This window comes from Flavicella sp. IMCC45668 (assembly GCF_057219105.1).
In genome coordinates this window covers 410,825-433,433 of sequence record NZ_CM170114.1, presented here as the reverse complement: position 1 = coordinate 433,433, position 22,609 = coordinate 410,825, and the positions used below count along the sequence as shown (strand labels likewise).

The 22,609-nt window shown below is 33.5% G+C and carries 22 protein-coding genes; 12 read left to right on the top strand and 10 right to left on the bottom strand.

Features of this window, described 5'->3' with window-relative positions:
* Positions 1 to 17: 17 nt before the first annotated feature.
* Positions 18 to 407, top strand: a complete 390-nt coding sequence (locus tag AC2DZ0_RS02020; protein WP_484643353.1) for an SRPBCC family protein — start codon at positions 18 to 20, stop codon at positions 405 to 407.
* Positions 408 to 418: 11 nt separating this feature from the next.
* On the opposite strand, the gene AC2DZ0_RS02015 is transcribed toward AC2DZ0_RS02020, so the two are convergent.
* Positions 419 to 1,153 carry a biotin--[acetyl-CoA-carboxylase] ligase gene (locus AC2DZ0_RS02015; protein WP_484643352.1) on the bottom strand — a complete coding sequence of 245 codons (735 nt, stop codon included), beginning with the start codon at positions 1,151 to 1,153 and terminating at the stop codon, positions 419 to 421.
* 85 nt (positions 1,154 to 1,238) lie between these two features.
* Here AC2DZ0_RS02015 and rsfS point away from each other — a divergent pair, with 85 nt between their 5' ends.
* Genes rsfS through AC2DZ0_RS01980 form a run of 7 tightly spaced genes read left to right on the top strand, consistent with a single transcriptional unit; the run spans position 1,239 to position 6,631 of the window.
* Positions 1,239 to 1,610: a ribosome silencing factor gene (gene rsfS / locus AC2DZ0_RS02010; RefSeq protein WP_484643351.1), complete on the top strand. Its 372-nt coding sequence runs from the start codon at positions 1,239 to 1,241 to the stop codon at positions 1,608 to 1,610.
* A 26-nt stretch (positions 1,611 to 1,636) separates the two neighbouring features.
* Positions 1,637 to 3,646 (top strand): ATP-dependent zinc metalloprotease FtsH, encoded by a 2,010-nt coding sequence (gene ftsH / locus AC2DZ0_RS02005; RefSeq protein ID WP_484491361.1) that lies wholly within the window; start codon positions 1,637 to 1,639, stop codon positions 3,644 to 3,646.
* 42 nt (positions 3,647 to 3,688) lie between these two features.
* On the top strand, positions 3,689 to 4,282 hold the full coding sequence (locus tag AC2DZ0_RS02000; RefSeq protein ID WP_484643350.1) for a hypothetical protein: 594 nt from the start codon (positions 3,689 to 3,691) through the stop codon (positions 4,280 to 4,282).
* Positions 4,283 to 4,285: 3 nt separating this feature from the next.
* Entirely contained in the window at positions 4,286 to 5,098 is an 813-nt protein-coding gene (locus tag AC2DZ0_RS01995) for a phosphatidate cytidylyltransferase (RefSeq protein ID WP_484643348.1), read from the top strand.
* Complete coding sequence (locus AC2DZ0_RS01990) at positions 5,088 to 5,738, top strand: phosphatidylserine decarboxylase family protein (protein ID WP_484643347.1); 651 nt, start codon at positions 5,088 to 5,090, stop codon at positions 5,736 to 5,738. Before AC2DZ0_RS01995 ends, AC2DZ0_RS01990 begins: the two co-directional genes overlap by 11 nt.
* A 12-nt stretch (positions 5,739 to 5,750) precedes the next feature.
* The gene (locus AC2DZ0_RS01985) at positions 5,751 to 6,014 is read left to right on the top strand and encodes an acyl-CoA-binding protein (RefSeq protein WP_484491357.1); all 264 of its coding nucleotides are present in this window, start codon (positions 5,751 to 5,753) and stop codon (positions 6,012 to 6,014) included.
* Between the two features lie 2 nt (positions 6,015 to 6,016).
* Positions 6,017 to 6,631 carry a YceI family protein gene (locus AC2DZ0_RS01980; protein ID WP_484643345.1) on the top strand — a complete coding sequence of 205 codons (615 nt, stop codon included), beginning with the start codon at positions 6,017 to 6,019 and terminating at the stop codon, positions 6,629 to 6,631.
* Positions 6,632 to 6,681: 50 nt separating this feature from the next.
* Here the strand turns inward: AC2DZ0_RS01980 and AC2DZ0_RS01975 are convergent, their stop codons facing one another.
* On the bottom strand, positions 6,682 to 7,521 hold the full coding sequence (locus AC2DZ0_RS01975; protein ID WP_484643344.1) for a UbiA prenyltransferase family protein: 840 nt from the start codon (positions 7,519 to 7,521) through the stop codon (positions 6,682 to 6,684).
* A gap of 254 nt (positions 7,522 to 7,775) precedes the next feature.
* Here AC2DZ0_RS01975 and gcvP point away from each other — a divergent pair, with 254 nt between their 5' ends.
* The 4 genes from gcvP (at position 7,776) to AC2DZ0_RS01955 (ending at position 14,786) form a co-directional block, all read left to right on the top strand.
* Positions 7,776 to 10,622, top strand: coding sequence for an aminomethyl-transferring glycine dehydrogenase (gene gcvP / locus AC2DZ0_RS01970; RefSeq protein WP_484643343.1), 2,847 nt, complete (start codon positions 7,776 to 7,778; stop codon positions 10,620 to 10,622).
* Positions 10,623 to 10,904: 282 nt separating this feature from the next.
* Positions 10,905 to 11,900 carry a pyruvate dehydrogenase (acetyl-transferring) E1 component subunit alpha gene (gene pdhA / locus AC2DZ0_RS01965; RefSeq protein ID WP_484643342.1) on the top strand — a complete coding sequence of 332 codons (996 nt, stop codon included), beginning with the start codon at positions 10,905 to 10,907 and terminating at the stop codon, positions 11,898 to 11,900.
* 47 nt (positions 11,901 to 11,947) lie between these two features.
* Positions 11,948 to 13,618: a 2-oxo acid dehydrogenase subunit E2 gene (locus AC2DZ0_RS01960; protein ID WP_484643341.1), complete on the top strand. Its 1,671-nt coding sequence runs from the start codon at positions 11,948 to 11,950 to the stop codon at positions 13,616 to 13,618.
* 151 nt (positions 13,619 to 13,769) lie between these two features.
* A complete protein-coding gene (locus AC2DZ0_RS01955) occupies positions 13,770 to 14,786 on the top strand; it encodes a TlpA family protein disulfide reductase (RefSeq protein ID WP_484643339.1) in 1,017 nt (338 codons plus the stop codon).
* Between the two features lie 83 nt (positions 14,787 to 14,869).
* On the opposite strand, the gene hisIE is transcribed toward AC2DZ0_RS01955, so the two are convergent.
* The 8 genes from hisIE to hisG all read right to left on the bottom strand — a co-directional run bounded on the left by hisIE (position 14,870) and on the right by hisG (position 22,352).
* Positions 14,870 to 15,466 (bottom strand): bifunctional phosphoribosyl-AMP cyclohydrolase/phosphoribosyl-ATP diphosphatase HisIE, encoded by a 597-nt coding sequence (hisIE, locus tag AC2DZ0_RS01950; RefSeq protein ID WP_484491350.1) that lies wholly within the window; start codon positions 15,464 to 15,466, stop codon positions 14,870 to 14,872.
* 87 nt (positions 15,467 to 15,553) lie between these two features.
* Positions 15,554 to 16,309 carry an imidazole glycerol phosphate synthase subunit HisF gene (hisF, locus tag AC2DZ0_RS01945; RefSeq protein ID WP_484491349.1) on the bottom strand — a complete coding sequence of 252 codons (756 nt, stop codon included), beginning with the start codon at positions 16,307 to 16,309 and terminating at the stop codon, positions 15,554 to 15,556.
* Between the two features lie 80 nt (positions 16,310 to 16,389).
* The gene (gene hisA / locus AC2DZ0_RS01940; RefSeq protein WP_484643338.1) at positions 16,390 to 17,118 is read right to left on the bottom strand and encodes a 1-(5-phosphoribosyl)-5-[(5-phosphoribosylamino)methylideneamino]imidazole-4-carboxamide isomerase; all 729 of its coding nucleotides are present in this window, start codon (positions 17,116 to 17,118) and stop codon (positions 16,390 to 16,392) included.
* Positions 17,119 to 17,233: 115 nt separating this feature from the next.
* Entirely contained in the window at positions 17,234 to 17,815 is a 582-nt protein-coding gene (gene hisH, locus AC2DZ0_RS01935; protein ID WP_484643336.1) for an imidazole glycerol phosphate synthase subunit HisH, read from the bottom strand.
* 75 nt (positions 17,816 to 17,890) lie between these two features.
* Positions 17,891 to 19,030, bottom strand: coding sequence for a bifunctional histidinol-phosphatase/imidazoleglycerol-phosphate dehydratase HisB (gene hisB / locus AC2DZ0_RS01930; protein WP_484643335.1), 1,140 nt, complete (start codon positions 19,028 to 19,030; stop codon positions 17,891 to 17,893).
* Between the two features lie 73 nt (positions 19,031 to 19,103).
* Positions 19,104 to 20,147 carry a histidinol-phosphate transaminase gene (gene hisC / locus AC2DZ0_RS01925; protein ID WP_484643334.1) on the bottom strand — a complete coding sequence of 348 codons (1,044 nt, stop codon included), beginning with the start codon at positions 20,145 to 20,147 and terminating at the stop codon, positions 19,104 to 19,106.
* Positions 20,148 to 20,176: 29 nt separating this feature from the next.
* Positions 20,177 to 21,469 carry a histidinol dehydrogenase gene (gene hisD / locus AC2DZ0_RS01920; RefSeq protein ID WP_484643333.1) on the bottom strand — a complete coding sequence of 431 codons (1,293 nt, stop codon included), beginning with the start codon at positions 21,467 to 21,469 and terminating at the stop codon, positions 20,177 to 20,179.
* Positions 21,470 to 21,491: 22 nt separating this feature from the next.
* A complete protein-coding gene (gene hisG / locus AC2DZ0_RS01915; protein ID WP_484643331.1) occupies positions 21,492 to 22,352 on the bottom strand; it encodes an ATP phosphoribosyltransferase in 861 nt (286 codons plus the stop codon).
* Positions 22,353 to 22,609: the final 257 nt, after the last annotated feature.

The following is a 22,609-nucleotide window of genomic DNA, read 5'->3' as shown; positions in this document are numbered from 1 at the left end:
TATTTAAACCGCATCCTATGAAATTAGAAAGTCGAAAAATTACTGTATCAAAATCATCTGAATATCTTTTTACTACTTTAGAACAATTGAATTCTTATGAAGGATTAATGCCTGAAAGTATTGAAAAATTTGAAATAGACAACGACTCATTCATTTTCGGACTTAAAGGAATGCCAGAAATTAGATTGGTTTTAAAAGAAAAAACACCAAATTCTAAAATTGTTTTAGGAGCTGCAAGTAGTAAAATGCCATTTACCCTTGAAGTTAACATTAATGAAACTACTTCAGATTCTTCTGATGTACAGATGTTTTTTAACGGTGAGTTCAACCCGATGATTAGCATGATGGTTAAAAAACCATTATCAAAATTCATGGAAACGCTGATTGATAATATTGAAAAATTATAATTTATTTGGGCTTAACGTAAAAATTCAATTTCTTTAAGCCCAAAATTTTCCACAGACTCATCTTCTAATTCTATTTCTAAATCCCCTTTAGAATTTACGCCTACGATTTTCCCTATAAAAACTCCCTTTCTAGAATTCCTAAACATTGCGGGAATCTCCATTTTATAAAGCAAAGAGAGATAGGTGTCTTTCAATTTCAAGAAATTTTCTGAGTTACATTTCTCTATCTGCTTTTTTATATTTTTTACAACAAAAACTAACAAATTCTCTCTGTCAATAGTTTTTTCGATACAATTTTTCATCGAAGTTGCACTACTAAGATCTTCTGGGAATATTTGTTGATTTACATTTAAACCGATTCCAATAATTGTGTTTTTAACAACATGATTGTTAAGAGAATTCTCTATTAATATGCCACATAACTTTTTGTTACCTGCCAAAATGTCGTTAGGCCATTTTATTCTTAAATTAGGAATTCCATATTCATTTAGAGACTCATACAAAGCAATTGAAACGGCATAATTCAGAAACACAGAATTCTTTGTACTTAGCTCTAAGTCCTTAATATACACACTAAATAAAAGGTTTTTCCCTGGTTCCGAAATCCACTTTGCTCCCATCTGTCCTCTACCTCCAAATTGGCTTTCAGAACTAACAATTGTATAATTTTCCATAACCTGTTTTGTCACTAATTCTTTCAAAAAAGTACTGGTAGATTCAATGGCATCAAGTTTGATTATATGCATTTGTAAAATATAATGGAAACAAGGTTTTATTTCGTGTTTTGTTACGGAAAAAACGATAACTTTGCCACAAATTAAATAAAATTTAATGTCTAAAAAAAATATAAGTACCGACGAATTAATTTCTATCATCATTAAAGGAATTGAAGAGGTAAAAGGAGAAGATATCCAACTATTAGACCTAAGAGAAATAGACAATACTGTATGTGATTATTTTGTAGTTTGTTCAGGAAACTCAAACACTCAAGTAAAAGCTATATCCAATTCTGTACAAAAAATTGTAGGAAAAGAAGGTCAAGAAAAAGCATGGCACGTAGAAGGTGAATCTGTTGCTGAATGGATTTTAATGGACTACGTAAACGTAGTTGTTCATGTTTTTCAAAAATCAATTAGAGAATTTTATGATATTGAAGGTTTGTGGGGTGATGCTAAAATCACTACAATCTCAACATCTAAATAATTCAAATCTTAAAGAATTACCACGCTATGGCTACAAATAACAAAAAAGACAAAAAAAATATAATCAAAGATTCAAACTTCAAACCCAAGTTTAATTTTTACTGGGTGTATGGAGCTTTATTTGTTTTATTTGTCGTATTTCAATTTTTTAACAGTGAGAATTTAACTCAAAAAGAAATCTCACAAAATAAGTTTGAGAGCATTTTAGAAAGCAATGACATTTCTAAAATTGTAATTCTTAACAGAAGTATTGCGCAACTTTATATCAAAGAGGAAGCTCTTTCTAAGGATGAGTATTCTAAATTGTCTAATGGTAGTCCCCTTTTCAATAAAAACGCACCAATGTTTGAATACAATTTTGGTGATCTACAAAATTTTGAAAAAAAGTTAGCAGAACTGAAAAAAGAAAACGATTTAGACTTTGATAAGCAAAATGATGAACAAACAGACCTGTTTGATTCTTTACTTTCTTATTTACCATTTATCTTTTTAATTGGATTGTGGATCTTTTTTATGAGAAGAATGTCTGGTGGTGGAGCTGGTGGTGGTGCCGGTGGACAAATCTTTAATATTGGAAAATCTAAAGCAAAATTATTTGACGAAAATCAAAAAGTTAAGGTAACCTTTAAAGATGTGGCTGGTTTACAAGGAGCCAAAGAAGAGGTGCAAGAAATTGTTGATTTCTTAAAAACACCTGAAAAATATACATCGTTAGGAGGAAAAATACCGAAAGGTGCCTTATTAGTAGGTTCACCAGGAACTGGTAAAACTTTGCTTGCGAAAGCTGTAGCCGGAGAAGCTGGCGTACCTTTTTTCTCTTTGTCAGGATCTGATTTTGTTGAAATGTTTGTGGGTGTAGGTGCCTCCAGAGTTAGAGACTTATTCAAACAAGCACAGCAAAAGTCTCCATCAATTATTTTTATTGATGAAATTGATGCTATTGGACGCGCACGTGGTAAAAATAACATGACAGGTGGTAATGACGAACGCGAAAATACACTTAATCAGTTGTTAACTGAGATGGATGGTTTTGGTACTGATACAAATGTAATTGTATTAGCAGCAACCAACCGTGCAGATGTTTTAGACAAAGCTTTAATGCGTGCAGGTCGTTTTGATAGACAAATATTTGTAGATCTTCCTGACTTAAATGAAAGAAAAGCGATTTTTGAAGTACATATGAAACCTCTTAAGCTAGGGAAAGATGTGAATGCTGATTTCTTATCTCAACAGACTCCTGGTTTCTCCGGAGCAGATATTGCGAACCTTTGTAATGAAGCTGCTTTGATTGCTGCACGTAAAGGCAACAATGAAATTCATAATCAAGATTTCTTAGACGCTGTAGACAGAATTGTAGGTGGATTAGAAAAGAAAAATAAAATCATTTCTGTAAAAGAAAAGAAAACCATCGCTTACCATGAAGCAGGACATGCAACAGCAAGTTGGATGTTAGAGCATGCTGCACCTTTAGTAAAAGTAACGATTGTTCCTAGAGGACAATCTTTAGGAGCTGCCTGGTATTTACCTGAAGAAAGAATGATTGTTCAAACAGAACAAATGTTAGATGAAATGTGCGCAACATTGGCAGGTAGAGCTGCTGAGAAAGTGATGTTTGATAAAATTTCAACAGGGGCATTAAATGATTTAGAAAAAGTTACACGTCAAGCAAAAGCAATTGTGAGTGTCTATGGATTGAACGAAAAAATTGGAAATATTACTTATTACGATTCTTCCGGGCAAAGTGAATATAGTTTCTCTAAACCTTATAGTGAAGAGACTGCTAAAACAATTGATGAAGAGATTTCTACAATTATTGAAACTCAATACCAAAGAGCGATTACTATCTTAACAGAAAACAAAGATAAACTAGTCACTTTAGCAGAAAAACTACTTGAAAAAGAGGTTATTTTTAAAGATGATTTGGTTCATATTTTTGGAGAAAGACCCTTTGAAACTGAAGAATTGGTTTCAAAAAAAGAAGAGACTGTAGAGATCCCTGCAGAAATTGTTGAAGACGATAAAAAAGTAGCAGAATAACTCTACTACATTTTAAACGAACTAGAATACAAAGACCCGAGAATGAATTTTTTTAAAAAATTATTTTCTAATAAATTAGAGTCGCCTAAAGAAAAGAATATCCAGAAACAAGAGGTACATCTTTCTTTAGACGACTTATTTGTTCATAATTTCATTAATAAAGGTGGTAAGTTTTTATACTGTACAAGCAACCAAGAAGTATTAGACAACCTTGTTGGTATACTTGATGAAAACAAATGGAAAAGCATTACCTGTTTAGACGAAAATAATTTATCCAATTTTACAGACGCTTTGTCTATTGACATTAGTTTTGATATTAATAATACAGCTCCAATTTTTACCACATGTGAGCATATTATATCGGATTCAGGAAGTGTATTATTTTCATCACATCAATTGAAAGAAAAGAAGATTCACGAACTCTCTAATAACTTTATTGTTTTTGCCAAAACGAGTCAACTAGTAAAGGATATGGGGCAAAGTCTAACTGGAATTAAAAATAATTATAAAGAATCTATACCCACAAATATTAGTGCTATAAAGAATTTTGCTCCTGAAAAAGACGAAGATAATTTCCTTTCGACTCCGAATAGCAATTCAAAAAATTTATATTTACTTTTGTTCGAAGACCTATAACCTATGAACAACATGCTAACCAGAGCAATTTCAGGTGCTGTATTTGTATCAGTTCTTGTATTCTCTATCTTATACAGCCCTATTACCTTTCTTGGGTTGTTCCTCCTACTGATGCTTGTAAGCGTCAACGAATTTTCTAAAATGCTTAAGCTTAAAGGACTCGATCCTTATCTCATAAGTATTGCGTTATTTATCTCTACTATACTACCGTTTTGGGGTTATGATTCCTTTTATACCGACACACTAAGTATTCTTATCATTCTTTTTGTTTTTATAAAAGTACTTTTCAAACAAAACAGCAATGCAATTGAACAACTAGGAAAACTAATGCTCTGTGTTGTATACTCATGTGTAAGCTACCTTTTTATTGTTAAAATACCATATACTGTCGACCCAACTGAATATAATGGAATTTTAATCCTTGGTGTTTTTGTTCTTATTTGGTCTAGTGACACATTCGCCTATTTAACTGGTGTTACCATCGGAAAAACAAAATTACTCGAAAGAATTTCTCCAAAAAAAACAATTGAAGGATTCGTTGGTGGCGTAATAGCAACCATGTTGATTTCTTATTTAATTTCATTAAAATTTACTATACTACTCCCGCACCAATGGATCATCCTAGGAGTCATTGTTAGTGTATTTGGAGTGATTGGAGATCTTATCGCATCTATGTTTAAACGTCAAACAGGTGTAAAAGACACCGGGAAAATTATTCCAGGTCATGGAGGAGTTATAGATCGCCTAGATAGTATTATCTTTGCGGCACCATTTATCTATTTATATTTAAAATTTATCACGGAACATGTTTCATAAAGAAGGAAATGCAAGTATTGCAATTGCTGCTATTGTAGTAGCTGGAGGTTATTTATTAACAGATCATTTTATCAGTATTGCTTGGTTACAATACACAATCTATTTTGCATTACTGTTTTTGTTAGTAATCATTCTTCAATTTTTCAGAAATCCAAGTAGAAAAACTTCGATTGGAGAAAACCACGTAGTGTCTCCTGTAGACGGAAAAGTGGTTGTTATTGAGGAAGTTTATGAACCTGAATATTTTAAAGATAAAAGAATACAAGTTTCAATTTTCATGTCTCCGATCAACGTACATGTTACCAGATATGCCTTAAGTGGAATCGTGAAATTTAGCAAATACCATCCAGGTAAATATCTTGTGGCTTGGCACCCTAAAGCTTCAGAAGAAAATGAAAGAACGACGGTGGTATTAGAAAGCCCTGTATTTGGAGAAGTTTTATACCGACAAATTGCTGGAGCCTTAGCAAGAAGAATTGTCAACTACGCAAAAAAAGATATGCAAGTTGTTCAAGGAACTGACGCTGGATTTATTAAATTTGGTTCAAGAGTAGATTTATTCTTACCTTTAAATTCAAATATTAAAGTTGAATTAAATGATGTAGTAAAAGGTGCTGAAAACATTATTGCTACTCTATAAAATGTAAGATTAATGGGTGTAGATAAAGAACTACATGAAGAGTTTGAAAAGGCATATGCAAAAGCTAGTGCCATGGAAACTCCACTTCCACAAGACGTTATGTTATTGTTCTATGCATATTACAAACAAGCCACTGCAGGAGATAACTTTTCTTTCAATGCAAATTTTGATGTTCGTAATGCTTTTAAATTTAATGCATGGATGCAATTAAAGGGAATTAGTCCGGATGAGGCTAAAAGAAAATATATAGATTTAGTAAATAAATACTCAAAATAATTATGAAAAAAGTTCTTCTATTCGTTGCTGTTATTGCAATTTCCATGTCTTCAACTTCTTGTAAGCAAAAAACGGGAAAAGAAAAAAAAGTTGAAACACAGGAAAAACAATTCTCGATAAACACTAACAAGTCGGAAATTAATTGGACTGCATTTAAAACTACTGAAAAGGTACCAGTAAAAGGAAAGTTTACCAAACTTAATATAAAGAAAAGTACTCCAGGAAAAACATTCGCAGAAGCTTTAAATGGAACTGAATTTTCAATCCCAGTAAGCAGTATATTTTCAAATAATGCAGATAGAGATCACAAGTTAAAAACACTTTTCTTTGGGGTTATGAAAAATGCAGAAATCCTTTCAGGAACCATTCATATAGACACACCTCAATCTGGTTATGTAGACTTTTCTATGAATGGAATTATTGAAAAACTTCCTTTTTCTTATACAACAACTGAAAACTCATTAGAAATTAAATCAATTATGGATACGAATAACTGGCAAGCGCAAGCTGCTATCGAATCTATAAACAAAGCTTGTTTTGAACTACATAAAGGAGCCGATGGAATTAGTAAAACTTGGAGCGATGTAGCGATAGATATTTCAGTTTTTTTTAATTAATAAACGAACAAAATAAAAAAAAAGGTCTTTCATAAATGAAAGACCTTTTTTTATATCCTATCCGCAATCATTAATAAACTCCACCATAAAACAGGAATTCCTTCTACCCAAAAAGAGGCATAAAATTGAGATTGTTTTCTTGTAGATTTTAGAACCAATAATAATAAAACTATACTTACGACTCCTTCAACTTGAAAAAAAACAAACGGAATATTCATATTTCTTGTTATTAACAAAGAAACTAGTAATATCACAATAGAAAGCAGCTTTGTATATTTCAGCCCAATCACTCTAGGAATCGTTTTTAAATCATGCGAATCAAAGTCAAAATCCCTAATATCAAAAGGAATTGTCCATACAATAACAAATAATAACCGGTTTATAAATAACAATAATTCATCACTACCGATTTCATAAAAATTATGATAAGCAGGGTATAAAGTTGTCAATCCAGCCCAAGAAAAGGCAATTAAAAATATTTTAAGCCCCGGAACATTTCTTAAAAAAATACTTTTTTTAAAAATAACGACTGAAGGCAACATATAAAAAAGTGTACAAAGAGCAAAAGGAATGATAAAAATCACTTCACGTAATGTTAATTTCATTACACAAAAAAGCAACAAAATAAACACCATAAAATTCAAAGCCAACAATGACTTTAAATTTTGATCAAACCAAATTTTTATTTCTTGCTTGAGCAACTTATTATCGGACTTCAAGAACCTAATAAGATTATAGGAAAAAAAAGTGGACAACCCTACAAAAACTGCCGGAAACAAAGTATTTAAATTCAAATACTTTCCTGTAATCATCACCAATAACGCAGCAGATATTGACACATGAATATTACTTTGCACATAAAACAAAAACAGTTTGGCTATCAATGACATTAAGCAATCTTTTATGCAACGTATATTAATGTAAATAGTTGCAGATGTAAAAAGTTGATACTGCGAAAATAACAAATGTTCAGAGAACAATAATTATTTCCACCAAGAACATCAGTTAATTCCTACCCCATAATTAATATTGTTCATAACCCTGTTCCTTTCGTTAACAATTTAAGATGCTTTATTCATAACTTGCTTTATTTATATTTATTTTTGCAGCACAAATTTGACACAATAATTCATATTAAACACGAATGAAGACAGATTCTTTTGTTGCGAGACACGTTGGTCCAAGAGGTACAAATGTTCAAGAAATGCTAAAAACCATTGGAGTTGATTCAATGGACGAGTTGATAAAAAAAACAATTCCTTCAGATATTTTTATTTCTAAAGGCTTGAATTTAGACAAAGCAATGAGTGAACATGAATATTTAGGCCATGTTCATGACTTATCTATTCAAAATAAATTGTTTAAAAATTACATCGGTTTAGGATATCACCCAACAATAACTCCTGGAGTAATTCAAAGAAATATATTAGAAAACCCTGGATGGTACACTGCTTACACTCCCTATCAAGCTGAGATAGCTCAGGGTAGACTTGAGGCGTTACTGAACTATCAAACAATGGTTTCTGAACTTACAGGAATGGAACTTGCAAATGCTTCTTTATTAGATGAAGGAACTGCAGCAGGTGAGGCAATGATAATGCTTTACAATACACGTTCTAGAAGTCAGAAAAAGAATAATTCTATGCAATTTTTCGTTTCGGAAAATGTGTTACCACAAACCATAGACATTTTAAAAACAAGAGCTACTCCACTAGATATCGAATTAATTATTGGAGATTATGAATCAATTACTTTTACAGAAAATTATTTTGGTGCCTTAATCCAATACCCTGGGAAAAACGGTCAAGTTTTAGACTACTCAGACTTTACGAAAGCAGCGAACGAAAAAGAAGTTCGTGTTGCCGTGGCCGCGGACCTACTAAGTTTATCAATACTTACTCCACCTGGAGAATGGGGAGCAGATGTCGTTATCGGAACTACTCAAAGATTTGGAATTCCAATGGGATATGGAGGACCTCATGCTGCCTTCTTTGCTACAAAACAAGCTTATAAACGTAATATTCCTGGTAGAATTATAGGTGTAACAAAAGATGCTAATGGAGATCGTGCTCTTCGTATGGCGTTACAGACAAGAGAGCAGCACATCAAAAGAGAAAAAGCAACATCTAATATTTGTACCGCTCAGGTGCTATTAGCTGTTATGGCCGGTATGTATGGTGTATATCATGGTCCTAAAGGATTAAGGTATATCGCGAATACGATTCATCAACTTGCCTATACATTGCACGATGAACTAACAAAATTGGGGATCTTACAAATCAACAAAACGTTTTTTGATACCCTTAATATTGAGGTGAATGATATCAAAACAATTAAAGATAATGCTGAATTGTTAAATGTAAATTTTTATTACACAAACAAAAATACAGTTAGCATTTCCCTTAACGAAACTACTACCCTAGAGGATGTCAATGAAATAGTAAAAATCATTGCGAAATCTGAAGGAAAAATATTTACGGAGGTCACTTCAATAAACCCACAAATAACGATACCTCAAAACCTTTCAAGGACATCTGAATTTATGCAGAATCCTGTTTTTAATAGCTATCATTCAGAAACAGAAATGATGCGTTACATAAAAAAACTTGAAAGAAAAGATCTATCTCTCAACCATTCCATGATCTCTTTAGGTTCATGTACTATGAAATTGAATGCCGCTTCTGAGATGTTTCCACTAAGTTGGGCAAACTGGGCTAATATCCACCCTTTTGTCCCAATCGAACAAGCTGCAGGGTACCAAGAGGTTTTTAGACAACTTGAAAGTGATCTAAATGAAATCACTGGTTTTCATGCTACTTCCCTTCAACCCAATTCAGGTGCACAAGGTGAATATGCAGGATTACTTGTTATCAAAGCTTACCATGAAGCTAGAGGAGATCATCATAGAAATATATGCTTGATTCCATCTTCTGCTCACGGTACGAATCCTGCCTCAGCTGTAATGGCGGGAATGAAAGTCGTTGTTACCAAAGCAACAGCAGAAGGTAATATTGATTTTGATGATCTTAGGGAAAAGGCGCTATTACATAAAGACAACCTTTCTGCTCTAATGGTAACCTATCCATCTACTCATGGTGTTTTTGAAAGTGGAATTAAGGAAATCACTCAATTAATTCATGAAAATGGTGGACAAGTTTATATGGATGGAGCTAATATGAACGCACAAGTAGGTTTAACAAACCCGGCAACTATTGGTGCGGATGTTTGTCATCTTAACTTACACAAAACCTTTGCGATACCACATGGTGGTGGTGGACCTGGAGTAGGACCTATATGTGTTGTTGAACATTTAGCACCTTATTTACCTTCGAATCCCGTCATCCCTACTGGTGGAGATTCTCCGATTACTTCTGTATCTTCAGCTCCTTGGGGATCTGCTTTAGTGCTTTTAATATCCTATGGTTATATAAAAATGCTTGGTGCTAACGGACTTAAAACCGCTACAGAGAACGCTATACTAAATGCAAACTACATCAAGAAAAACTTGGAAGATTCTTACGATATTTTGTACACAGGTGAAAATGGATTTTGTGCTCATGAAATGATCGTTGACTTCCGATCCTTCAAAGAAAAAGGAATAGAAGTTGTAGATATTGCTAAACGACTAATGGATTATGGTTATCATGCTCCTACCGTTTCATTCCCAGTAGCAGGAACCTTAATGATTGAACCAACGGAAAGTGAATCAAAAGGGGAATTGGACAATTTTATTACAGCTTTAAAAAGTATCAAAAAAGAAATTGAAGCTTCTGAGAAGCATGGTGAAGAGTCTATTTTGAAAAATGCACCACATACGCAACAAATGCTAACTAGTGATGCTTGGAATTTCTCATACACTAGAAAACAAGCTGCTTTTCCAATGGACTCGATAGCAGATAATAAATTCTGGCCTTCAGTAAGACGTGTTGATGATGCCTTTGGCGATCGTAATTTAATTTGCTCTTGCACACCAATTGAAGCCTATATGTAATAACATATTTTAGATTTTGTTAGATGATTCATAAAAATCATCCAAAAAACAGAATAAAATTACGATACCCACATTCTTAATTCTGTTAAAAAACAGTTTACAAATTGTAAAATTGCAAAAAAGCCAAACTAAAATGTTTGGCTTTTTTGTTTTTAACTACCAAAAATTGCCATATTCAAAGTTATGACGTTCAGCAACAAAAAAAGTACTTAGAATACTTCAATATGATACAGTAATATATTATTTTTGCGGTCATACTTTGAATAATTATTAAAATTCATCATGAAAGAAATTACAAAAGAAACATACATCAATTGGTACAAGGACATGTTATTCTGGAGAAAATTTGAAGACAAATTAGCTGCAGTTTACATCCAACAAAAAGTAAGAGGTTTCTTACATTTATACAATGGTCAAGAAGCTATCTTAGCTGGAGCTTTACACGTGATGGACCTTTCAAAGGATAAAATGATTACCGCTTATAGAAATCACGTTCAACCAATTGGAATGGGTGTTGATCCTAAAAGAGTAATGGCTGAATTGTATGGAAAAGTAACTGGAACTTCTCATGGTATGGGAGGTTCTATGCATATCTTCTCTAAAGAAAAAGGTTTTTACGGTGGTCACGGTATTGTTGGTGGTCAAATTCCTTTAGGTGCTGGAATGGCATTTGGGGATAAATATCACAACACCGGTGCTGTAACAATCTGTTGTTTTGGTGATGGTGCTGCTCGTCAAGGATCGTTACATGAAACCTTCAATATGGCTATGTTATGGAAATTACCAGTAGTATTTATTGTTGAAAACAATGGATATGCAATGGGAACTTCTGTAGAAAGAACTGCAAACCATGAAGATATCTGGAAACTAGGATTAGGATACGAAATGCCTTCTGGTCCTGTTGATGCCATGAATCCAATTAAAGTTGCTGAAGCAATGGACGAAGCTATGGAAAGAGCTCGTAGAGGAGATGGACCAACATTCTTAGAAATGAAAACATACAGATATAGAGGACACTCAATGTCTGATGCACAACACTATCGAACAAAAGACGAAGTTGCAGAATACAAAAAAATTGATCCAATTACACAAGTTTTAGATATCATTAAAGAAAATGATTATTTATCTGCTGATGAGATCAAGCAAGTTGAAAAAGACGTAAAAGCTAAAGTATCTGAATGTGAGAAATTCGCTGAAGAATCTCCATATCCAGAAGTACAACAATTATACGATGTAGTTTACGAACAAGAAGACTACCCATTTATCAAAAGTGTTTAAACCACTTGTTCTAACAACTTATATTAAAAACATAACGAAATAATAGTATGGCACAAATTATTACAATGCCCCGTTTGAGTGATACAATGACTGAAGGAGTCGTTGCTAAATGGTTGAAAGCTGTGGGTGATAAAATTGAAGAAGGAGATATTCTTGCTGAAATTGAAACTGACAAAGCAACCATGGAGTTTGAGTCTTTTAACGAAGGTACTTTATTACATATTGGTCTGCAAGAAGGTGAAACAGCACCTGTTGATAGCTTATTAGCTATTATAGGAGAAGAAGGAGAAGATTTTTCTGCTTTACTTTCTGGTGATGCTGCCGCTGCTCCAGCTGCCGAAGCTGAACCAGCATCAGAAGCACCTGCAACGGAAGCACCAAAGGCTGAAGCTGCTGCTCCTGCTGCAGCCGCTATTCCTGAAGGGATTACAGTTGTCACCATGCCTCGTTTAAGTGATACAATGACGGATGGAACTGTTGCTACTTGGCTTAAAAAAGTTGGTGATGAAGTTTCTGAAGGAGACATACTTGCTGAGATTGAAACGGACAAGGCTACCATGGAATTTGAATCTTTTAACGAAGGTACTTTATTATATATTGGTCTTGAAGAAGGACAAACTGCACCAGTTGATAGTTTGTTAGCTGTTATTGGTGATGCAGGAACTGATGTTTCTGGTGTTGTTTCTTCTTTTCAAATTGGAGGAGGTTCAAGCGAACCAGTTGTGGAAGCACCGAAAGCTGAGGCTACTCCCGCTCCTGCTGCAACAGAAAAAAAAGCTGCTCCTGCGGCTCCAAAACAAGCGACAGGTTCTACAGCAAGTGCTACAAAAACTGTAAGCAACATAAAATCTGAAAATGGAAGAATCGTTGCTTCTCCTTTAGCAAAAGCGTTAGCTGCTGAAAAAGGAATCAACCTTGCGAAAGTTGTTGGTACTGGTGAAGGTGGACGTATTGTTAAAACCGATATTGAAAACTTTACGGATGTTGTCATTTCTGAAGCTCCTGCTGCAAGTGTTGTTGCTGCTCCTGCTGGAGAAGTTAGTCAAACAGAAGTTAAAAACTCTCAAATGCGTAAAGCAATTGTAAGAGCTTTGGACAACTCTCAGACTACTGCTGTGAATTTCACTATTGGAATGGATATCAATATGGATAATGCTATTGCATCTCGTAAAGAGATCAACAGTTTACCTGACACAAAAGTTTCTTTCAACGACTTGGTTGTAAAGGCATGTGCTATGGCATTAAAATCACATCCACAAATTAATACTCAATGGACAGATGAGCAAACTATCTACAACAACCACATTAGTATTGGAGTTGCTGTGGCCATTGAAGATGGACTAGTGGTGCCTGTTATTCCTTTTACTGATACAAAGAGTTTAACTCAAATTGGTGCTGAAGTAAAAGATTTAGCAATCAAGGCTAAAACTAAAAAATTAACTCCTGCAGAGATGTCAGGTTCAACTTTTACTGTTTCTAACCTAGGTATGTTTGGTGTTGATAATTTTACTTCCATCATAAACCAACCAAACTCTGCAATTTTATCAGTTGGAGGAATTAAACAAAAGCCTGTTGTAAAAGACGGAGCGATTGTAGTTGGAAATATTATGAATTTAACTTTAGCTTGTGATCATAGAACGATTGATGGTGCTGTTGGTGCCGCATTTATGAATACTGTAAAGCAATATATTGAGAATCCAGTTACTATGTTAGCTTAAGATTCTACTTAATCATATCTGAAGCCCTTGTAAATATACAAGGGCTTTTTTTGGCTCCTATTCTAGCCTAATATTATGTTAAAGTCTGTAAAATATAAGATTTGTCTTCGTCTATAAATTGTATATTTGAAACTCAATAAAACAATCTAAAATGAAAAATATAGTATTAGTTATAGCATCAGTCTTTTTATTTTCATGTACTAATGAAAAAAAAGATTATTTGACTATATCAGGAACTGTTGTAGATAAGTCTGAAAAAGTTTTGATAATTGAAAATCAAAATTACAACAAGCAGATTAGCATCGATGAAAATGGACACTTTAAAGATACTTTGCATCTTAAAAAAGTTACAGAACTAGCTTCTTATGAAGAAAATTTTTATGGCATAACAGTCGGTCAAAATAGAACATTTTCTTACATCCAAAATGGTTTTGATTTAAAATTAACAATTAGTGGTGATGAATTTACATTTGACGGAAAAGGAGCTCAAAACACTAATTATATTAAAGAAAAGCTAGAAACAGGAAGTAAATTTATGAATATTCCTGAGTACTTTAGTTTAGAAAAACAAGATTTTGACTCAAAATTAAATGAAGCTAAATCAACTTTTGACCAATTATTGATAAAATATAATGATCTAGATCCAGCTTTTGCCAAAGCCGAAAAAGATAATAACGAGCAATTATATACTACTTTAACTGAAAACTACGAGGAACAACATAATTTATTAAAAAGCACGGCTAAAGGTAGTGATTCTCCTAAATTCCAGAACTACGAGAACTTTAAAGGAGGAACAAGCTCATTAGACGATTTTAAAGGGAAATACGTTTATATTGATGTTTGGGCTACTTGGTGTGGTCCCTGTAAACAACAGATTCCATTTTTACAATCTTTAGAGAAAAAATACCACGGTAAAAATATCGAGTTTGTTAGCATATCAATTGATAAACCCAATGCGAAAAATGCTTGGAAACAAATGATTACTGATAAAAACATGGGCGGAGTTCAACTTTTTGCAGGTACTGATCAATCTTTCGCCAATTCTTATCAGATATCTGGAATTCCTAGATTTATCTTAATTGACCCTCAAGGGAAAATAGTTGAAGCAAATGCTCCTAGACCCTCTGACCCCAATTTAACATCTATTTTTGATGAACTAGGTTTATAGAATTACCATAAAAAATAAAAAAGTCCCATTATAAATATAATGGGACTTTTTTATTTGCTCTTCTTGTATAAACTAAAAGAAATCTATTTATGTCTTCCTTTCAATTCGTTTTCAATATCCTTTAAAGTAAATCCTTTTGCTTGAAGTAACATTAAATAGTGAAATAATAAATCTGCTGATTCATACAAAAACAACTCATCGTTGTTATCCATTGCTTCAATAACAGTCTCTACTGCCTCTTCTCCGACCTTCTGAGCTACTTTATTGATACCTTTAGAAAACAAACTTGCTACATAAGATTTTTTAGTATCCTTGTTTTCTACTCTTTCTGTTATCACGTCCTCTAAGGTTGAAAAGAAACCATAAGTTTGTTTGTTCTCTTCTTTCCAACATGTATCCGTACCGGTATGACACGTTGGCCCAACAGGGTTTACTTTTACTAATAAAGAGTCGTTATCACAATCATTTGCAATGCTCACAAGCTCTAAAAAGTTACCACTTTCCTCTCCTTTTGTCCATAAACGCTCCTTGCTTCGGCTAAAAAAAGTTACTTTTCCAGTTTCCATTGTTTTATCAAAAGCATCTTGATTCATATAGCCCAACATCAACACATTTTTTGTTGTGGCATCTTGAACAATTGCCGGTACCAAACCGTTGTCTTTAGAAAAATCTATTTTCATTATTATCTATTTTTTATAAGCCTTAAACTAGTCAAACGGCTCTTTATTATGAAAACTTAGAAAAAACTAAGTCTACGAAACTATTCCTTATATTCTAACAGCAATCCCTTGCTTTTTCAATTCCTTTTTTAGGTCTTGTATATCAATTTCTTTAAAGTGAAAAACACTTGCAGCCAATGCCGCATCAGATTTACCTTTGATAAAAGTATCTGCAAAATGCTGCATATTCCCCGCCCCACCAGAAGCAATTATCGGTATGTTTAACATTTCAGATAAAATTTCTAAGGCCTCATTAGCAAATCCATCTTTAGTTCCATCATGATCCATTGAGGTAAACAAAATTTCACCAGCTCCACGTGCTTCAACTTCTTGAGCCCATTCAAATAAGTTAATATCTGTAGGTACTTTTCCTCCAACCAAATGCACATACCACTCTCCTTCAATTTGCTTTGCATCAATAGCAACTGTAATGCACTGAGAACCAAATTTAGCGGAAGCATCATTTATTAATTGTGGATTTTTGACTGCTGATGAATTAATAGAAACTTTATCCGCACCTGCATGCAAAAGATTGTCAATATCTTCAACAGAAGAAATCCCACCACCAACGGTAAATGGAATATCCACCGCTGCAGCCACACGCATTACTAGATCTAAAAGCGTTCTTCTTTTTTCTTCCGTGGCCGATATATCCAAAAACACCAATTCGTCCGCTCCTGTGTCCGCATAAATCTTTGCCAATTCAACTGGATCTCCAGCATCTCTTAAATCTACAAAATTTACTCCTTTTACAGTTCGTCCATTCTTGATATCTAGACATGGAACTATTCTCTTTGTTAACATTCTATTGAGTATTAAGTATTTTACATCCGCCATTTTAGCTTTATGCAAAATACATTTTTACACTAATCTTTTTTAAACTACTAGCTGGCAGAAACAATATAGTTTTCTAACTGTTTCAAGCTTATTTTATTCTCATAAATAGCTTTACCAATAATCGTTCCTTCACAACCTAACTCCGCTAGTCTAGGTAATTCCTCAAACGTAGAGATTCCACCACTTGCAATCAATTTTACTCCCGGAAGTTGCTCTAACATTTTTTTATATAAATCAAAAGAAGGTCCTTGCAACATCCCGTCTTTAGCAATGTCCGTACAAATCACATAAGATACACCATCTTTCATGTAACTTTCTACAAATGGAATCAACTCTTTATCAGATTCTTCTAACCAACCACTAATAGCTATTTTTTCATTATTGGCGTCTGCACCTAAAATAATCTTGTCTGCTCCAAACTTAGACAACCAATTTCTAAATACTTCTGGCTGTTTTACAGCGATACTTCCTCCGGTAATTTGACCAGCACCTGACTCAAAAGCAATTCTTAAATCATCATCTGTTTTTAAACCACCACCAAAATCAATTTTCAAACTTGTTTTAGTTGCAATCTCCTCTAAAACTTTATGATTTACAATATGACTTGCTTTCGCACCATCTAAATCTACCAAGTGCAGATGTTCAATTCCATGAGCTTCGTATTGTTTTGCGATCTCTAAAGGGTTTTCATTGTATACTTTTTTAGTATTGTAATCTCCTTTCGATAACCGAACACATTGTCCGTCTATTATATCAATTGCGGGTATTAATCTCATTTTTCAACTCGTATTTAATATCAGGTATCAAGTACTCGATACTTTTTTATTTATAAAATAAGTAACATTACGAAATCAATTCTTGATGCTCGCTAGCTGCTACTTGATTCAGAACCTATAGGTTCAAAAAATTCTTTAATATTTGTGTTCCTGCTTTGCTACTTTTTTCTGGGTGAAATTGTGTTCCATAGAAATTATTCTTTTGCAAAGCCGTTGAATATTTCAATCCATAGTTTGTAGTTGCAATAGTTTCAGAACAAATCGGTGCATAAAAACTATGAACTAAATAAATAAACTCATCTTCTTTAATTCCGGCAAATAAGTCACTTTTTAATTCAGCAACCTGATTCCATCCTATTTGAGGCACTTTTACATCATTAGAAAATCGATGCACATCTACATCAAAAATACTCAAACCTTTTGTATCCCCTTCTTCACTTGAATGACACATCAGTTGCATTCCCAAACAAATACCTAATACCGGTTGTTTTAAATTAGGTATAATTTCATCTAAACCTGTAGCACGCAACATTTTCATTGCACTACTAGCTTCTCCAACTCCAGGAAAAATAACCTTATCCGCAGCCTTTATCTCTTCAGCATCATTACTTAAAACAGCTTCATGTCCTAAACGTTGCACTGCAAATTTAATAGACTGAATATTTCCTGCTCCGTAATTTATTATTACTATTTTCATATATTTTCAGTAGTTAAGGAGTTAAGTAAATAGGAAGTTAGCATAATCATAACTTCAAGATTCTTAACTACTCAATTATAACATTCCCTTTGTACTCGGTAAAAACATTTTATTCGCATCTCTTTTCACCGCCATTTTCATTGCTTTTGCAAAGGCTTTGAAAATTCCTTCTATTTTATGATGTTCGTTTACACCTTCTGCTTTGATATTTAAATTACATTTTGCACCATCTGAAAATGATTTAAATAAATGGAAAAACATTTCCGTTGGCATGTCACCTATCATTTCTCGCTTAAAGTCTGCATCCCATTCTATCCAAGGTCTACCTCCAAAATCAACCGCAGCTTGTGCCAAACAATCGTCCATTGGTAAACAGAAACCGTATCTTTCAATACCTAATTTATTCCCCAAGGCTTTACTAAACAACTCCCCTAAAGCAATCATTGTATCTTCTATGGTATGATGTTCATCAACTTCTAAATCACCATCAACTTTTACAGTCAAATCCATAGCTCCATGACGTCCTATCTGATCTAACATGTGATCAAAAAACTTCACTCCTGTTGAAATATCATTCTTTCCTGAACCATCTAAATTTAATTTGATATAAATTTTAGTTTCATTTGTGTTTCTTGTAATTTCAGCTGATCTATCTTCCAGTTTTAAAAACTCATATATCGCTTTCCAATCAGTACTTGTCAGTGCTATACAATCAATTATTTCTTGCTTATCAGACTCTATTTCATCAGCTCCTAATTCTGGGTTCTCAGATAAATAAATACCTTTAGCTCCAAGATTTTTTGCCAATTCCATATCTGTGATTCTATCGCCTAACACAAAGGAATTTTCTAAATCGTACGCTTCAGTATTTAAATACTTCTTCAACAATCCTGTACGAGGTTTACGTGTTGGAGCATTTTCATGAGGAAATGTTCTATCAATCGCTATGTCAGAAAAAACTACACCTTCATTTTCAAAAGCCTGAATAACCTTATTTTGAGCAGGCCAAAAAGTATCTTCAGGAAATGAATCCGTTCCAAGTCCATCTTGATTGGTTACCATCACTAAATCATAATCCAACTCAGCAGCAATTTTTGCCATGTATTGGAATACTTTAGGATAAAACTCTAGTTTTTCTAAACTATCTAATTGATAATCTACAGGAGGCTCAATACATAAAGTTCCGTCTCTGTCGATAAATAATACTTTCTTCATTCTGTCTTTTATTTAGCTAAATACAATTTTATCAAACAATTATGATGTATTAGATTTTGCTATCTTTTAATTTCTATTCTATACTTTCTAAAGCTTCAATCAATTTCTTGTTCTCTTCCTTAGTACCAACGGTCAAACGTAACGTATTTTCGCATAAAGCTTGAGTTGTTCTATTACGAATTACAATTCCTTTTTCAATCAACTGATTATAACGTTTGTTCGCATCATCCACTTTTACCAAAACAAAGTTTGAATCTGATGGATATATTCTAGAAACATAAGAAATGGTCTCTAGACTTTTTTCTAGATCTACCCTACTTTCTAAAATTCTAGCTATTTCTTCTTTAACCTCATCATATTTCAACAAGCGTTCTTTTGCTCTTTGCTGTGTTAACTCATTAACATTATATGGAGGTTTAATCCTATTCAGCACCTCAATAATTTCCTCTGATGCATAACAAATCCCTAAACGAATTCCAGCCATTCCAAAAGCTTTAGATAAGGTTTGTGTTATAATTAAGTTTGGATATAATTTTAATTTTTCTAACCAACTCTCTGAACCAGAAAAATCTATATATGCCTCATCGATCACTACTAACCCATTAAATCCTTTAACAATTGCCTTTATCTTTTCTTCAGAAAAAGCGTTCCCTGATGGATTATTAGGAGAACATAAAAAGATAATTTTGGAATGCTCCGATACACTAGCTAAAGTTTCTTCTACTCGGATATCAAAATCTTCCGTAAGTAATACCTCTTTTGTCTCAATATTATTTAAAGCCGCTAAAACCCCATACATTCCATAGGTAGGAGGTAAAAACACGACATTATCCTCTTTTGGCTCGCAAAAAGCTCTGAATATAAGATCCAATACTTCATCACTTCCATTCCCCAACAAGATCTGTTCTGTTGGAATCCCTTTCAACTTAGAAAGCAATTCTTTTACATTCTGCTGTTTGGGATCAGGATAACGATTTACCCCATTTTGAAAAGGATTTTCGTTTGCATCCAAGAAAATCATATTTGCAGTCGCCTCTTCAAATTCATCCCTTGCAGAAGAATAAGCTTTTAACTTTGCAATATTATCTCTTACTATTTTATTTAAATCAAATTTCATTTCTTTTCTCTAAACTTTATCAAGGAAACTTATGACTCCTTCTCTATAGCTTTCAACCTCAACGTTACTGCATTTTTATGAGCTTGTAACCCCTCTGCTTCAGCCATTAATTCAATAGCTTGTCCTATATTCTGAATCCCTTCTTTTGAAAGCTTCTGAAAGGTAATCTTTTTGGTAAAAGCATCCATATTGACACCACTATACATACGAGCATAGGCATTAGTTGGTAATGTATGATTCGTACCAGAAGCATAGTCACCTGCACTTTCTGGCGTATAAGGACCAATAAAAACAGACCCTGAATTTACGATTCTATCTAAATATAAATCCTCATTCTGAACATTTAGAATCAAATGCTCTGGAGCATATTCATTTATAAAATCAATTTGATCTACCAAACTTGGAATTAATACAAACTGAGAATTATCAATTGCACTCTGTGCCATTTCTTTTCTTGGTAAAACCGCTAATTGAGAAGCAACTTCCTCTTGAATTGCCTCTAAACTCTCCTTAGAATTTGAAACACAAATAACTTGACTATCATGCCCGTGTTCAGCTTGCGACAATAAATCAGAAGCTACAAAGGCAGGAGAAGCCATTTGATCTGCCACCACCATCAATTCTGAGGGTCCCGCTGGCATATCAATCGCAACACCTTTTGTTAGAGCGAATTGTTTAGCTCCTGTAACAAATTGATTTCCTGGTCCAAATATTTTATAAACATTTGGTACGGATTCCGTTCCTAACGTCATGGCTGCAATTGCCTGTACTCCACCAAGTTTAAAAATATCTGTGACCCCTACTAATTTTGCAGCGTACAAAATAGCCGGATTGATTTTTCCATTTTCATCAGGAGGTGTACAAAGAACAATCTCTTTACAACCAGCTAATTTTGCCGGAATCCCTAACATTAATATCGTAGAGAACAATGGAGCTGTACCGCCTGGAATATACAAACCAACTTTTTCAATAGGTCTCATTTCTTGCCAACATTCAACACCTTCTGTAGTTTTAACTACTTTTTTAGATATGAATTGGGAGGCATGAAAGATTTTAATATTTTGTTTTGCTAAAGCAATAGCATCCTTAAGTTCCTCCGAAACTAATGAAACTCCCTGATTGATTTCCTCTTCAGAAACTTTCAAGCTTCTTAAATTCGCCTTATCAAACTTTAGCGTATATTCTTTCAAAGCCTTATCTCCTTCCGCTTCTACTTTATCGAAAACTTCAGATATAATTTTCCCTAGATCACTTGCTTCTTTAGCCGGACGTTCCGTTAAAGAGTTCCAAGTTTCTCTTGCTGGGTTTTCTATAATATTCATTGCTTTTATAATTAAGAATAAATTACAATACCATTTTCTCTATCGGTACCACCAAAATTCCTTCAGCACCACGTTTTTTCAATTCATCTATGATATCCCAGAATTTCGTTTTTCCTTCAACCACAGTATGAATAGAACTCCACCCCTCTTGAGCAAGTGGCAAAACCGTTGGGCTTCTCATTCCTGGTAATAACTCTAAAATTGAATCAATTTTATCATTAGGAGCGTTTAATAGGATATATTTAGAGTTCTGACCTCTCAAGACTGATTGAATACGGAATTGAATTGTATCTAATATTTCTTGTTTTTCAGCAGATAAATTTGGTCCAGCAGTTAAAACAGCTTCGCTTTCATCCATCTTCACCACTTCCTTCAATCCATTTTTGAACAAAGTACTTCCACTAGAAACAATATCACAAATTGCATCCGCTAATCCAATATTCGGTGCAATCTCTACAGATCCGTTAATGATATGTAAATCAGCTGAGATTCCATTTTTTGCAAAAAATTTCTTTACTGTATTTGGGTATGAAGTTGCAATTCTTTTACCATCTAAATCTTGCAAAGTATTAAACTCAACTTCCTTAGGCACCGCTAAAGACACTCTACATTTAGAAAAACCTAAACGCTCAATTATCGCAAGATCTTCACCTTTTTCTACCAAGGTATTTTCACCTAATATAGCAACATCAACAACTCCATCTCTCAAATATTGAGGAATGTCACCGTTTCTTAAATACAAAACTTCTACAGGAAAATTACGTGCTGAAGCCTTCAATTGATCCTTTCCATTATCTATAGAAATTCCACAATTTTTTAATAAACCTAACGATTCTTGGTTAAGTCTTCCTGATTTCTGAATGGCGATTTTTAATTTTGTCATTTTGATTTTTAATTGTGTTTAAGCAACTGTCAATGATTTTATTTTTACTAAAAAAACCCATTTGAGCTACTCAAACGGGTTTTTTGAAAATATGTTTATAAACTACATAACATTCCTAGCTCGTTTGATCACAAGATTTAGAATGATGATGATGTAGTTTATTTGTATTCATTTGTTTTATTTTTACGACGCAAATATAATTAATTTAATTATAAATTACTTCACCAATTCCTGCTTTTTTTAGCAGCTCACAAGAA

Coding starts and splice junctions, on each gene's coding strand:
- AC2DZ0_RS02020 (WP_484643353.1), top strand. CDS start 18: ATGAAATTAGAAAGTCGAAAAATTACTGTATCAAAATCATCTGAATAT.
- AC2DZ0_RS02015 (WP_484643352.1), bottom strand. CDS start 1,153: ATGCATATAATCAAACTTGATGCCATTGAATCTACCAGTACTTTTTTG.
- rsfS (WP_484643351.1), top strand. CDS start 1,239: ATGTCTAAAAAAAATATAAGTACCGACGAATTAATTTCTATCATCATT.
- ftsH (WP_484491361.1), top strand. CDS start 1,637: ATGGCTACAAATAACAAAAAAGACAAAAAAAATATAATCAAAGATTCA.
- AC2DZ0_RS02000 (WP_484643350.1), top strand. CDS start 3,689: ATGAATTTTTTTAAAAAATTATTTTCTAATAAATTAGAGTCGCCTAAA.
- AC2DZ0_RS01995 (WP_484643348.1), top strand. CDS start 4,286: ATGAACAACATGCTAACCAGAGCAATTTCAGGTGCTGTATTTGTATCA.
- AC2DZ0_RS01990 (WP_484643347.1), top strand. CDS start 5,088: ATGTTTCATAAAGAAGGAAATGCAAGTATTGCAATTGCTGCTATTGTA.
- AC2DZ0_RS01985 (WP_484491357.1), top strand. CDS start 5,751: ATGGGTGTAGATAAAGAACTACATGAAGAGTTTGAAAAGGCATATGCA.
- AC2DZ0_RS01980 (WP_484643345.1), top strand. CDS start 6,017: ATGAAAAAAGTTCTTCTATTCGTTGCTGTTATTGCAATTTCCATGTCT.
- AC2DZ0_RS01975 (WP_484643344.1), bottom strand. CDS start 7,521: ATGTCATTGATAGCCAAACTGTTTTTGTTTTATGTGCAAAGTAATATT.
- gcvP (WP_484643343.1), top strand. CDS start 7,776: ATGAAGACAGATTCTTTTGTTGCGAGACACGTTGGTCCAAGAGGTACA.
- pdhA (WP_484643342.1), top strand. CDS start 10,905: ATGAAAGAAATTACAAAAGAAACATACATCAATTGGTACAAGGACATG.
- AC2DZ0_RS01960 (WP_484643341.1), top strand. CDS start 11,948: ATGGCACAAATTATTACAATGCCCCGTTTGAGTGATACAATGACTGAA.
- AC2DZ0_RS01955 (WP_484643339.1), top strand. CDS start 13,770: ATGAAAAATATAGTATTAGTTATAGCATCAGTCTTTTTATTTTCATGT.
- hisIE (WP_484491350.1), bottom strand. CDS start 15,466: ATGAAAATAGATTTTTCTAAAGACAACGGTTTGGTACCGGCAATTGTT.
- hisF (WP_484491349.1), bottom strand. CDS start 16,309: ATGTTAACAAAGAGAATAGTTCCATGTCTAGATATCAAGAATGGACGA.
- hisA (WP_484643338.1), bottom strand. CDS start 17,118: ATGAGATTAATACCCGCAATTGATATAATAGACGGACAATGTGTTCGG.
- hisH (WP_484643336.1), bottom strand. CDS start 17,815: ATGAAAATAGTAATAATAAATTACGGAGCAGGAAATATTCAGTCTATT.
- hisB (WP_484643335.1), bottom strand. CDS start 19,030: ATGAAGAAAGTATTATTTATCGACAGAGACGGAACTTTATGTATTGAG.
- hisC (WP_484643334.1), bottom strand. CDS start 20,147: ATGAAATTTGATTTAAATAAAATAGTAAGAGATAATATTGCAAAGTTA.
- hisD (WP_484643333.1), bottom strand. CDS start 21,469: ATGAATATTATAGAAAACCCAGCAAGAGAAACTTGGAACTCTTTAACG.
- hisG (WP_484643331.1), bottom strand. CDS start 22,352: ATGACAAAATTAAAAATCGCCATTCAGAAATCAGGAAGACTTAACCAA.